General features: G+C 73.5%; 11 protein-coding genes, 1 tRNA gene and 1 pseudogene. 6 read left to right on the top strand and 7 right to left on the bottom strand.

Annotated elements, in window-relative coordinates:
• The coding region (locus tag ACFE60_RS12960) for a glycosyl hydrolase family 65 protein (RefSeq protein WP_375389277.1) at nucleotides 1-725 on the top strand (725 nt) is incomplete at its 5' end.
• Between the two features lie 43 nt (nucleotides 726-768).
• Here ACFE60_RS12960 and radA read toward each other — a convergent pair.
• Nucleotides 769-2,100: a DNA repair protein RadA gene (gene radA, locus ACFE60_RS12955; RefSeq protein ID WP_375389276.1), complete on the bottom strand. Its 1,332-nt coding sequence runs from the start codon at nucleotides 2,098-2,100 to the stop codon at nucleotides 769-771.
• A 91-nt stretch (nucleotides 2,101-2,191) separates the two neighbouring features.
• On the opposite strand from radA, the gene ACFE60_RS12950 reads away from it, so the two are divergent.
• Together ACFE60_RS12950 and ACFE60_RS12945 are read left to right on the top strand one after the other, a co-directional pair.
• Nucleotides 2,192-3,112: an alpha/beta fold hydrolase gene (locus ACFE60_RS12950; RefSeq protein ID WP_375389275.1), complete on the top strand. Its 921-nt coding sequence runs from the start codon at nucleotides 2,192-2,194 to the stop codon at nucleotides 3,110-3,112.
• A 180-nt stretch (nucleotides 3,113-3,292) separates the two neighbouring features.
• A tRNA-Ser gene (locus ACFE60_RS12945) sits at nucleotides 3,293-3,379 on the top strand.
• 89 nt (nucleotides 3,380-3,468) lie between these two features.
• Here ACFE60_RS12945 and ACFE60_RS12940 read toward each other — a convergent pair.
• Nucleotides 3,469-4,407 (bottom strand): aldo/keto reductase, encoded by a 939-nt coding sequence (locus ACFE60_RS12940; RefSeq protein WP_375389274.1) that lies wholly within the window; start codon nucleotides 4,405-4,407, stop codon nucleotides 3,469-3,471.
• An 82-nt stretch (nucleotides 4,408-4,489) separates the two neighbouring features.
• Here ACFE60_RS12940 and ACFE60_RS12935 point away from each other — a divergent pair, with 82 nt between their 5' ends.
• Together ACFE60_RS12935 and ACFE60_RS12930 are read left to right on the top strand one after the other, a co-directional pair.
• On the top strand, nucleotides 4,490-5,080 hold the full coding sequence (locus ACFE60_RS12935; RefSeq protein ID WP_375389273.1) for a TetR family transcriptional regulator: 591 nt from the start codon (nucleotides 4,490-4,492) through the stop codon (nucleotides 5,078-5,080).
• A gap of 134 nt (nucleotides 5,081-5,214) precedes the next feature.
• Entirely contained in the window at nucleotides 5,215-5,499 is a 285-nt protein-coding gene (locus ACFE60_RS12930; RefSeq protein ID WP_375389272.1) for a hypothetical protein, read from the top strand.
• A 1-nt stretch (nucleotide 5,500) separates the two neighbouring features.
• On the opposite strand, the gene ACFE60_RS12925 is transcribed toward ACFE60_RS12930, so the two are convergent.
• Nucleotides 5,501-6,355 (bottom strand): hypothetical protein, encoded by an 855-nt coding sequence (locus tag ACFE60_RS12925; protein ID WP_375389271.1) that lies wholly within the window; start codon nucleotides 6,353-6,355, stop codon nucleotides 5,501-5,503.
• Between the two features lie 108 nt (nucleotides 6,356-6,463).
• On the opposite strand from ACFE60_RS12925, the gene ACFE60_RS12920 reads away from it, so the two are divergent.
• Nucleotides 6,464-8,194 carry an IlvD/Edd family dehydratase gene (locus ACFE60_RS12920; protein WP_375389270.1) on the top strand — a complete coding sequence of 577 codons (1,731 nt, stop codon included), beginning with the start codon at nucleotides 6,464-6,466 and terminating at the stop codon, nucleotides 8,192-8,194.
• A gap of 6 nt (nucleotides 8,195-8,200) precedes the next feature.
• Here the strand turns inward: ACFE60_RS12920 and ACFE60_RS12915 are convergent, their stop codons facing one another.
• From ACFE60_RS12915 to ACFE60_RS12900, 4 genes and pseudogenes are all read right to left on the bottom strand, one after another.
• Entirely contained in the window at nucleotides 8,201-8,941 is a 741-nt protein-coding gene (locus ACFE60_RS12915) for an SGNH/GDSL hydrolase family protein (RefSeq protein ID WP_375389269.1), read from the bottom strand.
• Nucleotides 8,938-9,426 carry a Cys-tRNA(Pro) deacylase gene (gene ybaK, locus ACFE60_RS12910; protein ID WP_375389268.1) on the bottom strand — a complete coding sequence of 163 codons (489 nt, stop codon included), beginning with the start codon at nucleotides 9,424-9,426 and terminating at the stop codon, nucleotides 8,938-8,940. Before ybaK ends, ACFE60_RS12915 begins: the two co-directional genes overlap by 4 nt.
• Nucleotides 9,427-9,463: 37 nt before the next feature.
• Entirely contained in the window at nucleotides 9,464-10,258 is a 795-nt protein-coding gene (locus ACFE60_RS12905) for a DNA-formamidopyrimidine glycosylase family protein (RefSeq protein WP_375389267.1), read from the bottom strand.
• Nucleotides 10,251-13,100: pseudogene (locus ACFE60_RS12900) on the bottom strand (ATP-dependent helicase); the annotation flags it as partial. The pseudogene ACFE60_RS12900 and the gene ACFE60_RS12905, both read right to left, overlap by 8 nt.

Raw genomic sequence — 13,100 nt, 5'->3', positions numbered from 1 at the left:
TCAAGCACACGCCGGAGGACAAGCGGCCGCTGATGCTGCACTACCACCCGCTGGTGATCTACCGCTTCCAGGTGCTGAAGCAGGCCGACGTCGTGCTGGCGCTGTTCCTGCTGGCGGACGAGTTCACGGACGGCATGAAGCGGGCGGACTTCGACTACTACGACCCGCTGACGACCGGCGACTCGACCCTGTCCGCGGTCGTGCAGTCGATCATCTCGGCGGAGATCGGGTACCGGGACCTGGCGATGGAGTACTTCGACCACGCCCTGTTCGTCGACCTGGACGACCTGCACAACAACGCGAGCGACGGGGTGCACGTCGCGTCGACCGGCGGGGTGTGGAGCTCGCTCGTCTACGGCTTCGGCGGCATGCGGGACTCGGGCGGCCACCTCACGTTCGACCCGCGGCTGCCTGCGGCGTGGCCGTCGCTGCGGTTCCGCATCCGCTGGCACGGCAGCCGGCTGCTCGTCACGGTGACGAAGGACGAGCTGTCCATCGCGGTCCGGTCCGGCGGCGACGTCGACCTGACGGTGCGGGGCGTGAAGCACACCGCCAAGGAGGGGTCCGTGCTGCGGGTGCCGCTGCGCGGCCAGGGCCCGGACCTCGCCGGCCGGCCGACCGTGCAGCAGTGGGCGACCACGCGACGTGACGACGGCTCGCTGCTGACCGCGAGCATCCCGACGATCCCCGACTGGGAGTCGTTGGAGGGGGACCAGCAGTCCTGACGACCCTCCGGAGGCGGCGCGGGATCCCGAGCCGCCTCCGGCGTCAGGAGGTCACGGCCTCGACGATGGCGTCCCGGACGCGGGCGAGGTCGGGTCCCAGCACGGTGCCGAAGCCGAGGCGCTTCGCCTCGGACTCCCGCCGTGCGGCCTGCATCACGGGCCGGATCTCGCCGGCGAGGCTGATCTCGCCGCACACGGCGATGTCCGACCGGATCGGCCGCTCCGTCACCGCGGAGGCCAGGGCGAGCGCGATCGCCAGGTCGACGGCCGGCTCGGTCAGCCGGAGCCCGCCGACCGTCGAGACGTAGACGTCCTTCCCGCCGAGCGCGATGCCGGCGTGACGCTGCAGCACGGCCATGAGCATCGCGACCCGCGCGCTGTCGACCCCGTTGACGACCAGGCGCGGATTCGGGGCGTGCGTCTCGACGACGAGCGCCTGCACCTCCACGGGGATCGCGCGCCGCCCCTCCAGCGCGAGCGTCACGCACGTGCCGGGCTCGGTGCCGATCGAGCGGGAGAGGAACAGGCCGCTCGGGTCGGGCACGCCGACGATGCCGTCGCCGGACATCTCGAAGCAGCCGACCTCGTCGGTGGGACCGAAGCGGTTCTTCACGGCGCGGACGAACCGCAGCGCCGTGCCCCGGTCGCCCTCGAAGTGGCAGACGACGTCGACGAGGTGCTCGAGCACCCGCGGGCCGGCGATCTGGCCGTCCTTGGTGACGTGGCCGACGAGCAGCACCGGCAGGTTGCGCTCCTTCGCGACGCGGGTGAGGGACGCCGCGACCTCCCGCACCTGGCCAGTGCCGCCCGCGATGCCGGTGGCGTCGGCGGTGGACACGGTCTGCACCGAGTCGACGATCACGAGCTGGGGCTCCACCTGGTCGATCTGCCCGAGCACGACGGCGAGGTCCGTCTCCGCGGACAGCAGCAGGTTCGGGCTGAGGCTGCCCGTGCGCTCCGCGCGCATCCGCACCTGCCCGAGCGACTCCTCCGCGCTGACGTACAGCACCCGGGCGCCCATCGCCGCGACGTGCGACGCGACGGCCAGCAGCAGGGTGCTCTTGCCGACGCCGGGCTCCCCGGACAGCAGGATGACCGACCCGGGCACGACGCCGCCGCCGAGCACGCGGTCCAGCTCGGTCTCGCCGGTGCGCCGCCGCGCCACCGGGTCGAGCGACACCTCCGTGATCGGCCGGGCCTGCCGGGAGGCGGGCACCGTGGCGGCCTGGACGCGTCCCGCGGTCGCCGGCTCCGCCTCCTGCACGGTGCCCCAGCCCTGGCACTCCGGGCAGCGCCCCACCCACTTCGCGGTGCGCCACCCGCACTCCGCGCAGCGGTAGCCGGCGGGGGTGGGCCTGGATCGCGCGGTCGCCATGGTTCGAAGATATGTGCGGGTACCGACAGCGCCGGGAGACACGCACACCGGGGGTGCGGCAGGATCGGGCGCGACGACCAGGGAGGCATCGGTGGCGGATCGGCTGCTGACCATGCGCGACGGCCGACGGCTCGGGCTGACCGCGTTCGGCGATCCGGCCGTCGAGCGCGTGGTCGTGGTGTGCCACCCCGCGCCCGGCGCGAGCGGCTTCGACCCGGATCCCGAGGTGACCTCCTCGTGGGGCGTGCACGTGGTGTCGGTCGATCGCCCCGGCTACGGCTCGTCCACCGCGTACGACGACGAGCGCCGGCCGACGGTCGGCGGCTGGTCGGACGACGTCGCCGAGTACCTCGAGCTGGTCGTGCAGCAGGCCAGGGAGAGCGGTCACACGCCGCTGCACCGGGTCGGGGTCGTCGGCTGGTCCGCGGGCGGCCGAGTCGCGCTCGCGCTCGCCGCACGGCATCCCGGGCTGGTCGACCGGGTCGCGGTGGTCGCGACGCCGGCCCCCGACTCCGCCGTCCGGTGGATCCCGGAGGAGCTCGAGCGGGTGAACCGGGAGCTGCTGGCGATGCCCGTCGCGGACGCGAAGCAGCGCCTCCGCGGCATGCTGCGGGCTCAGATCCCGGACGGGACGCCCGGGGTCGAGCTGCTGGCGCAGGGGGAGGCGGACCTCGCCCTGCTGGACCGCCCAGGGCTTCGGGGCCGCCTGCAGCGCATGCTGCAGCACGCGTACGACCAGGGCACCGTCGGCCTCGCCGACGACCTGCTGTCGTACGTCGGCGACGACTGGGGCTTCGACCTGGCCGACGTGCACGCCCCGACGCTGCTGGTGTACGGAGCGAAGGATCCACTCGTCCCCAGCGCGCACGGCCGCTGGTACCGGCGGCACCTGACCAACGCCTCCCCGCACCTCGAGGTGGTGCCGCGCGCCGGTCACCTCGTCATCGCCCCCGCATGGCAGAGGATCCTGCAGCACGTCGATCCGCAGCACGGCTCCCGCTCCGACGTCTGATCCGAGGGCTTCAGCAGGACTTCTTGAGGGCTTCAGCAGGACAGAACGCCGTCAGCAGGACAGAACGGCTGTATTCGTCCTGCTCAAGCAGTTTCGTCCTGCTGACGCCCTCGGTCCGGGCGCGGATCGCCGCGGCGGCGCACGGCCGACGGATGCGACGGGTCCCGTACACTCGTCCGCGGTGGCGTGTCCGAGCGGCCGAAGGAGCATGTCTCGAAAACATGTGATGGTGCAAGCCATCCGTGGGTTCAAATCCCACCGCCACCGCGTGCAACGAACCCCCGCGATCCGCATCCTGATGCCGGTCGCGGGGGTTCTCCTGTTCGCGACGAGTTCGCCCTCGGGTGCGGGCAGGATCAGACGCGGGAGCCGACGCCCCCGTCAGCGGGGACGATCTCCGCGATGCGATCGAGATCCTCCGCAGTGAGCCGGAGGTCGGCGGCGGCCACGTTCTGGGCGACGCGGTCAGGGTTGCGGGAGCCGGGGATCGGGACGATGAAGTCCTTCTGCGCGAGCAGCCACGCCAGCGCGAGCTGGGATAACGAAGCGCCCTTCGACTCGGCCAGCTCCGTGAGCCGACGCACGATCTCGACGTTGGCGTCGAAGTGCTCGGGGGCCCACCAGCCGATGTGCTGCCGGAAGTCGTCAGGGCCGTACTGGTCGCGGGATCGCACGGCTCCGGAGAGGAACCCGCGCGCCAGCGGCGAGTAGGCCACGAACCCGATCCCGAGTTCTTCGAGCAGCGGGAGGAACGGCTCGGCGTCGCGGGCGAGGATCGAGTACTCGAACTGCAGCACGGAGATCGGGTGGACCGCATGGGCGCGGCGGATGCTGCCCGGGTCGGTGTTCGACAGGCCGAGGTACTGCACCTTGCCGGCGTCGACGTACTCCTTCATGACGCCGACGACGTCCTCGATCGGCACGTCCGGGTCGGCGACGTGCTGGTAGAGCAGATCGATGGAATCGGTCTGCAGGTTCTGCAAGCTGGTGTCGACGACCTGCCGAATGTGGTCGAGCTGTGAGTTCGGCGCGTAGGTGTGCGTGAACCCGAACTTCGTCGCGATCGTGACCTCGTCGCGGATCGGCTTCAGGGCGGCGCCGAGCAGTCGCTCGCCGATTCCCCAGCCGTACATCTCGGCGGTGTCGAAGTGGGTGACGCCGAGCTCATGAGCCCTGCGGATCGCGCTGATCGATTCAGCGTCGTCGGTCGCGCCGTACCCGACTGCGGTCCCCATCGCGCCGTACCCCAGTGCTGAGACGGTCAGCCCCTGCCGACCGAGCGTGCGCTTCTCCATATGCGTTCCTTCCTTCGGTGAATTCGTCACTCTACGCCTAGACTGTCAGTGTCTGACAAACGGGACGGGATAGGCTGCTTCGATGACCTCCACGACGACGCGCGCGGGAGGGCTGCGAGGAATCGCCCGCGACGCCGTTCGCGCCCGGATCGCCGAGGTCGCGGTCGACCTGTTCAGCGAGCGCGGGTTCGATGCCGTCACCATCGAGCAGATCGCTGCCGGCGTCGGCATCTCCGCCCGCAGCTTCCACCGCTACTTCCCCGCCAAGGAGGACGCGGTCCTCACGGATCCCGAGGCCTGGGGGCTCCTCGTTCGCGACACCGTCGCGGCCCGTCCGGCCGACGAGGACGTCTGGACCTCGCTCCGCCTCGCGTACGAGGCCCTCCTCGAGGTCTCCGACACGCGTGACGACAGCCGCAAGCGCGTCATGCGCGTCCTCATGAGCACGGCGTCGCTCCGCGCGAGGAACCTCGAGAAGCACCTCCTGTGGGAACGGCTGCTGACCCCGATCGTCGCCGCGCGGCTGGGCGGAGGCGACGCCGCGCTCCGCGCCAGGACCGTGGTCCAGGCGAGCCTCGTCTGCTTCGACACCGCGCTCACCGCGTGGGCGGAACCGGAGGAGCACCGTTCCCCAGCGGACCTCCTCGCCGTCTGCTTCTCGCAGCTCGAATAGGCCGAGCACCTCCTTCCCGGTCGTCGAACGCGCGGCGCCGAACGCGGCCGGCGAGGCGGCGACGGCGTCCGGGCCCCGCGAGCCGCCGGTGGGTGCGGAGATCCCTTCGCGGCGACCTGCGGCAGGATCGCGGCATGCCCGTCCTCCACGTGCTCGCTCCCGCCGGCGTCGTCGACGACGCGACCGCCGTGCGGCTCGCGGCCGCCGCTGCTGCCGCGGCCGGGCTCGCACCCGAGCAGGTGCTCGTCGACCGGATCGACGTCCGAGTGCTCGACGGGCTGGGCCGGCCGGCCGACTGGTGCTCGGTGCTGATCCAGGGGAGCGACCGGGGGGAGGCGGTCGCCGATGCGGTGGCCGCCGCGATTCGGGAGTCGTGGGGCGATCCCTCGCTGTCGGTCGCCTGGGTGCTGGATCGCTGACTCAGGCGCCGAGCACGCCCCGCCTGCCGATCGGCGCGAACCCGGAGCGACCGGTGCGCGCGTGCAGCAGCTCGTCGCCGCGGAGCGCCACCACCTCGAGCGTCCCGCCGTCGAGCGAGCTCAGCACCGCGTCGACGGCGTCGAGCGGTCCGGTCGGCGGGGAGCCGACGCCGACCAGCATCCCGTCGGCGTCCAGGCCCACGGCCGCGAGCGGGCTCCCGGTCAGCATCGCCGTCCGCAGGCGACCCTCGATCGGCGCGGGAGCCGCCTCCGGCGCGGCGAGATCGTGCACCAGCGCCCGCCCGCCCGAGACGACGAGGGCGTGGAGGCGCCCGAGCCGGGAGACGAGGTCGACCGACGTGACCGGGCCGGCCGCCGCGATCCCGCCGCCGATGACCCAGGAGAGGTCGGGGAAGGACTCGATGCGCGCGACGTGGTGCACCACCTCCGTGTCGCCGGCGGTGAGCACGTGCAGGCGCCCGTCGTGGGCGACGATCGCCGACGGCGTGCAGGTGCTCGGCCCGATGACGCCACCGGGCACGAACCCGAGATCCGGGCGCCACGTCCACCGGGCCGCCCGACCCTCCTGCAGCAGGCTCGCCTCCAGGAACGACGGGCCGTGGGGCACCTGCGCGATGCGCACGCCCTGCACGAGGCCGCCGGTGTCGACGTCGAGCCCGGCGCTCCAGCCGCGGGGCGGCACGCCACCCGACTCCGCGTCGTCGCCGTTGCACCACAGCACGCGGAAGCCCCGGTCGCGGTTCGGCACCACCAGCTCGAGGTTGCCGCGCTCGCCGTAGACGCTCTGCGCGAGGCCGATCGCAAGCGGTGGCGCTGTGAGCGGAGTTGACGACATGTGCGCAGTCTTGAGCACTCCTGCTCGGACTCGCTACGCTCGGTCGACGCCGCATCGGAGGAACCATGCGCTCTCGCGACCATCTCGAACGAGCAGGCCGGGCCCGCCGTGGCTGACGCGGTCCGTCCCCTCCGCAGCGCCTCCTGGTTCGAGGCGCCGGGCAAGACCGGGATCATGCACCGGTCCTGGCTGCGCTCGGAGGGCCTGCCGGACGACTCCTTCCACGGCCGCCCCGTCATCGGCATCGCGAACAGCTGGTCCGAGCTGACGCCCTGCAACCTGCACCTGCGCGAGCTGGCCGAGCACGTGAAGCGCGGGGTCTGGCAGGCGGGCGGCGTGCCGTTCGAGTTCCCGACCACCTCCGCGGGCGAGCCGCTGATCCGGCCGAGCGCCATGATCATGCGGAACCTCATCTCGATGGACCTCGAGGAGACCCTCCGCGCCAACCCCGTGGACGCCGTCGTGCTGCTCGCCGGCTGCGACAAGACCACGCCCGCCTACCTGATGGGCGCGGCGAGCGTCGACCTGCCGACGATCCTGATGACCGGCGGGCCGATGCTGAACGGGAAGTACCGCGGCACCGACATCGGCTCCGGCACCTCCATCTGGCGCTTCACGGAGGCGGTGCGCGCCGGCCGGATGAGCGAGCACGCGCTCGCGGAGGCCGAGGGCTGCATGGCCCGCAGCAACGGCCACTGCATGACGATGGGCACCGCGTCCACGATGGCGATCCTCAGCGAGCTGCTCGGCATGCAGCTGCCGGGCTCCGCCGACCTGCCGGCGAACGACTCCCGGCGCAAGACCCTCGCGCACCTCGTCGGCCGCCGCATCGTCGAGCTGGCGCACGAGGACCTGCGGCCCAGCGCCGTCCTCACCCGCGCCGCGTTCGAGAACGTGATCCGCGCCAACGCCGCCATCGGCGGGTCGACGAACGCGGTCGTGCACCTGCTGGCGCTCGCCGGCCGCGTGGGGGTGCCGCTCGATCTGGACGACTTCGACCGGCTCGTGCGGGACGTGCCGACCCTGGTCGACCTGATGCCGTCCGGCCGGTTCCTGATGGAGGACTTCTGCTACGCCGGCGGCACCGGCGCGCTCGTCGAGCGGCTCGGCGACGTGCTCGATCGGTCGGCGGTCACCGTCTCCGGCACCGGGCTCGGGGACGCGTACGTCGGCGCAGAGTGCTTCGACGACCGGGTGATCCGGCGGCTGGACGACCCCGTGAAGCCGGCGGGCAGCGGGATCGCGGTGCTGCGCGGGTCGCTGGCACCGGACGGCGCGGTGATCAAGCAGTCCGCGGCGTCACCGCAGCTGCTCGTTCACGAGGGCCGTGCGCGCGTCTGGGACCGGGTCGAGGACTACCTCGAGGCCGCGGACGACGAGACGGCGGACTTCCTGCCGAGCGACGTCATCGTGATCCGGCAGTCCGGTCCACGCGGCTACCCGGGGATGCCCGAGATCGCGAACGTCGCGCTGCCCGTGTCGATGCTGAAGTCGGGGATCACCGACATGGTCCGCATCTCCGACGCCCGGATGTCCGGCACCTCCTACGGCACGGTCGTGCTGCACGTCGCCCCGGAGTCCGCGGTCGGCGGCCCTCTCGCGCTCGTGCGGGACGGCGACCGCATCCGGCTGGACGTGCCCGGCAGGCGGCTCGACCTGCTGGTGGACGAGGAGGAGCTCGCGCGCCGGCGGGACGCGTGGACGCCGACCCCGGTGCCCGGCACCGACCGGGGCTACCTGCGGCTGTTCGTCGACCACGTGAACGGCGCCGACCGCGGCGCGGACTTCGACTTCCTTGTCGGCGGCAGCGGCCACGAGGTGCCCCGCCGCGCATTCTGACCCGCGTCAGGTCGCTGCGGGCGCCGCCTGCTGCGCCAGCCGTGCGCGCACGGCGGGCAGGAACGCCTCCGCCCAGCGCACGTGGCCGCGGTCGTTCGGGTGGAAGAGGTCGCCGGCCGCGTTGCGGATCGCGATCACCGGGCCGCCCCGTCTGGTCGCCGCGTTCAGCGGCGCCAGCACGAGGCCGCGCGCGGCGACGACCTCGTGCACGATGCGGTTCGCCGCCTCCACCCGCCGGGTGACCGGCACCGGGCTGAAGCTCGGCAGGTCGGCGACGATCGCGCCGGGAGGCAGGGCGGCGCACACCCGGTCGAACTCCTCGCGGAAGCGCCCCGGCTCGAAGGACCAGATGTCGTTGGCACCGACGTCGATCGTGCAGACGAGGGCGGTCGCCTTCGGGATGCGGTGCACCTCGTCCGCGAGGACGACCGCGCAGGTCGCGCCGTCGATCGCGAGGTTCCGCACGCGGACCCGCTTCCCGGTGATCCTCCCGATCTCCTTCGCGACGATGCCGACGTAGCCGCGGTCGGGGCGGGAGGCGCCGAGGCCGAGCGCGGCGGAGTCGCCGAGCGCGACGTACAGCACCGAGTCGGGATCGGCGCGGCCCCGTTCGCGCCAGTACACGTGGTGGCCGGGGATGCGGTTCGTGAGCAGGACGGTCCACGCCGACCGGTGGCGGGCGAGCCACAGCAGGTAGCCGACCCCCACGGCCGCGGCCACCCCGCCGGCGACGGCGACGGGCTTCACCGCGGCACCCCGATCGCCCCGACGACGCCGTCGGTCGCGGTGAGCAGGTCCTGCGGAGCGAGCTCGATGTCGAAGCCGCGGCGCCCGCCGGAGACGTAGATCGTCGCGAACCGGTTCGCGGTCGCATCGAGCACGGTCTCGAGCCGCGTCCGCTGCCCGAGCGGGCTGATGCCCCCGACGACGTACCCGGTCCTGCGCTCGGCGAGATCGGGCGAGGCCATCGTCGCGCGCTTCGCCCCGAGCACGATCGCGAGCGACTTCAGGTCGAGCATCGACGACACCGGGACGATCGCGACCACCAGCCGCCCGTCCGCGTCGCCGATCAGCGTCTTGAACACGCGTTCGGGGGAGGCGCCCAGCTCGCGCGCCGCCTCCATGCCGTAGCCCTCGACGAACGGGTCGTGCTCGTAGGGGTGGGGCGTGTACGGCAGCCCCAGACGGTCGAGCGCCTGGGTCGCCGGCGTGATGGGCGCCCGCTTCGTCATCGGACGATCATCCCCGGTGCCGCCTCAACCGCGGATGTCAGGTCTGGCACCGCGGGCACCAGTAGGTCTCGCGGTCCGTCGCGCCACGGCCGGGCTGCACGGGGTCGCCGAGCGACCCGCCCAGGATGCGGGTGCCGCAGCGCCGGCACGGCTTGCCGGTGCGCCCGTAGACCCAGTCCTGCTGCCCGCGCCGGGTGTCGCCGGTCAGCGTCCGCTCGACGCGGTTCTTGTTCGCCTCGAGCGTGCGCTTCGCGAGGTCGATCATCCTCGGCAGGTCGGGGACCTCGGCGACGGGGCGCGTCGGCAGCACGCCGCGCAGGAAGCAGAGCTCGTTCCGGTACACGTTGCCGACACCGGCCAGGTTCCGCTGGTCGAGCAGCGCGAGCCCGATCGCCCGGTCCGGCTCCGCCTCGATGCGGAGCAGCGCCTCGGCCGCGTCCCAGTCGTCGCCGAGCAGGTCGGGTCCGAGGTAGCCGACCACGTCCTCCTCGGCGGCCAGGGGCAGCACCTCCAGGGTGCCGAGCGCGAACCCGACGGCCTGCCACGGCTGCGTGCCGAGCACGATGCGCGCCTCGAACGCCGGCCGCCGCCACCGCGAGCCCGGCTTGTACAGGTGCCAGGCGCCCTCCATCTTCAGGTGGGAGTGGATCAGCGCGGTCTCGGTGCGCAGCAGGAGGTGCTTGCCGCGGCTGCCGACGGAGGCGATGCGCTCGCCGGTGAGGTCGACCGTCGCGTACTTCGGCACGCGCACGTCGCAGGCGGTCAGCACCTCGCCGGCGAGCGCCGTGTGCAGGTTGTGCGCCGCGCGATAGACCGTGTCCCCTTCAGGCACGCAGCCGCAGCCCCTTCGGCGTCGCCGCGAACCCGGCGGCCTCCAGCTGCCGGCCGAACGGGCTGCCGAGCGCGAACTCGCCGTCGACCTTCTCGACGACCAGCTGCGGCACCCCGGCGGCCTTGACGAGCGCGGCGATGCCCTCGGCCGCGCGCTGCCGCGGCTGCGCCTCCGCGGTGAAGAGCAGGACGGATCGGCCGCCGCGCTCGACGTACGCCGTCAGCGCGCCGTCGACGAGCACCACGAGCGCGCCCGCCTTGCGCCCGGGCCGGTGACCGCCCTCGGAGGCGTCCGGCCACGGCAGCGCGGCGCCGTACGGGTTCGCCGGGTCGGTCGCGGCGAGCACCAGCACGTCGGGGTCCTCGACCGGCTCGTCCGTCGACCGGGCGTGCTGCCGCAGCCGGTCGACCGTGCCGGCCGTCGAGAACTGGGCGGCGCCGAGGTGCTCGACGAAGTACCCGCGGCGAGCGCGCCCCGCCTCCTCCAGGGCCGCGAGCGTCTTGTAGACCAGCGCGAAGCCGCCAGGCACCTGCTCCGACTGCACCGCGCCGCGGGTGACGACGCCGTAGCGGTCCAGCAGCAGCTCCGCCGTGGAGGCCGCGCGCACCGTGGGGTCGGTCTCGGGCAGGGGGAGGATCGCCCAGCGTCCCGCCGCCGCGGGCGGACCCGACCGCACGGGCATCGCCGGACGCCCGCGACCGCGGTACGAGCGCGCCCGCGGCGCGCGGCGCTGCGTGCGGTGCGCGGTGTGGCCCGCGCCGGTGAGCGCGCGGACCGGCGCGAACGTGTCGTTCGTGACGAGGCCGTCCCAGACCAGGTTCCACAGCGATGTCATCAGGGCGTCGTCGTTCGTCGCGCCGACGGTGTCCGCGAGCTGCCGGAAGAAGAACGCGCCCCCGCCGCCGAGCGTCGCCAGCACCTCCTGCTCCAGCGGCGTGCGGTCGGTCGGCTCGGCGTCCGGCAGCGTCAGGGGCAGCGCGTCCGCCAGGTGCAGCGCGACCCAGCCGTCGTTGCCAGCCAGCCGCCCGGTCCCGGACCAGGCGACCTCGCCGGTCGCGGTCAGCTCGTCGAGCATCGCGGGGGAGTAGTCCCGCACCCGCGCCGGCAGGATCAGCGTCTCCCACGCGGAGGCGGGCACCGGCACCCCGGCCAGCTGCTCGATGACGGTCGCGACGCCGTCGACCCCGCGCAGCGCCTTGCCGCCGCTGCGCCCACGATCGGGACCGATCGCCCCGACGTGCTGCCACTCGGGCAGGAACCGCGCGTACGCGGCCTGCTCGACCGGCTCGACCTCCTTGCGCAGCGCCGCGAGGGAGCGACGTCGCAGGCGGCGGAGCACCTCCACGTCGCACCACTCCGTCCCCGTGCCGCCGGGCCGGAACTCGCCCTCGGACACCCGGCGCTCGTCGGCGAGCCGCCGCAGGGTGTCGGTGACGACCGCGACGCCCAGTCCGAGGCGCAGCGCCGCGGCTGCGGCGGTGAAGGGGGCATGGGTCCGCGCGTACCGGCCGACGAGGTCGCCGAGCGGATCCGCGACGGGCTCGACGAACGCGATCGGCACGCCGATCGGCAGCGGCACCCCGAGGGCGTCGCGGAGGCGGCTCGCATCCTCGATGCCGGCGATCCACCGCTCGCCGGCCCAGGACGCCTCGATCGCGCGGTGGGTCGCGACCAGCTCGGCTGCGGCGGCGGCCGCCTGCTGCGAGGTCGCAGGGATCTCCGCGACGTGGAGGCGGGCGGCCAGCTCGTCGACGGTGAGCGGGCCGAGCAGGCGCAGGAGGTCCGCGGCGCCCTCGACGCCGCTCAGGCGTCGGTCGGCGGCGAGCCGCTGCAGCTCGCGCTCGGTCGACTCGACGACGTCCGGGTCCAGCAGCTCGCGCAGCTCCACCCGGCCCAGCAGCTCGGACAGCAGCGTCGGGTCCAGCGCGAGCGCCTGCGCCTTGCGCTCGGCGAGCGGGCTGTCGCCCTCGTAGAGGAACGCGCCGACGTAGCTGAACAGCAGGCTGCGGGCGAACGGCGACGCGGTCGACGTCTCGACCTCGACGACGCGGACCGACCGGGACTCCAGCGCCGCGGCGAGGCCCTTCAGGGACGGCAGGTCGTAGACGTCCTGCAGGACCTCGCGGATGGTCTCGAAGATGATCGGGAAGGTCGGGTACTTCTTCGCGACGTCGAGCAGCTGGCTCGCCCGCTGCCGCTGCTGCCAGAGCGGCGACCGGCGACCGGGGTTGTAGCGGGGCAGCAGCAGCGCTCGCGCCGCGCACTCCCGGAACCGCGAGGCGAAGATCGCGGACGAGGTGACCTCGGTGGTGACGACCTGGTCCAGCTCGTCCGGCTCGAACAGGAACAGGTCGGCTCCCGGCGGCTCCGCGTCGGTGTCCGGCACGCGCAGCACGATGCCGTCGTCGGCGGCCATCGCGCCGTTCTCGATGCCGTATCGCTCCGCCAGGCGGGCGCCGACCGCCAGCGCCCAGGGCGCGTGCACCTGCATGCCGAAGGGGGAATGCAGCACGATCCGCCAGTCGCCCAGCTCGTCGCGGAACCGCTCGAGCACGAGCGTGCGGTCGGAGGGGACCGCGCCGGTCGCCTCCGCCTGGTCGCGCAGGAAGCGCAGCAGGTTCTGCACCGCCCGGCCGTCGAGCCCGATGTCGCCCGCGAGCGCGACCGCCTCCTCGTCGCCCGCCGCGGCGAACCGGCGCTGGAACGCACCGACCGCCCGCCCGAGCTCCGCCGGCCTGCCCAGGCCGTCGCCCTTCCAGAACGGCACGCGGCCGGGCTCGCCGAACGCGGGCAGCACCAGCACGCGGTCGTGGGTGATCTCCTGGATGCGCCAGCTGGTCGC

It is taken from the genome of uncultured Amnibacterium sp., assembly GCF_964245895.1.
Lineage (GTDB): Bacteria > Actinomycetota > Actinomycetes > Actinomycetales > Microbacteriaceae > Amnibacterium.
The sequence above is the reverse complement of the archived record's forward strand: the minus strand, read 5'-3'. Positions and strand labels throughout refer to the sequence as shown.

Coding starts and splice junctions, on each gene's coding strand:
- ACFE60_RS12930 (WP_375389272.1), top strand. CDS start 5,215: ATGCCCGTCCTCCACGTGCTCGCTCCCGCCGGCGTCGTCGACGACGCG.
- radA (WP_375389276.1), bottom strand. CDS start 2,100: ATGGCGACCGCGCGATCCAGGCCCACCCCCGCCGGCTACCGCTGCGCG.
- ACFE60_RS12925 (WP_375389271.1), bottom strand. CDS start 6,355: ATGTCGTCAACTCCGCTCACAGCGCCACCGCTTGCGATCGGCCTCGCG.
- ACFE60_RS12940 (WP_375389274.1), bottom strand. CDS start 4,407: ATGGAGAAGCGCACGCTCGGTCGGCAGGGGCTGACCGTCTCAGCACTG.
- ACFE60_RS12935 (WP_375389273.1), top strand. CDS start 4,490: ATGACCTCCACGACGACGCGCGCGGGAGGGCTGCGAGGAATCGCCCGC.
- ybaK (WP_375389268.1), bottom strand. CDS start 9,426: ATGACGAAGCGGGCGCCCATCACGCCGGCGACCCAGGCGCTCGACCGT.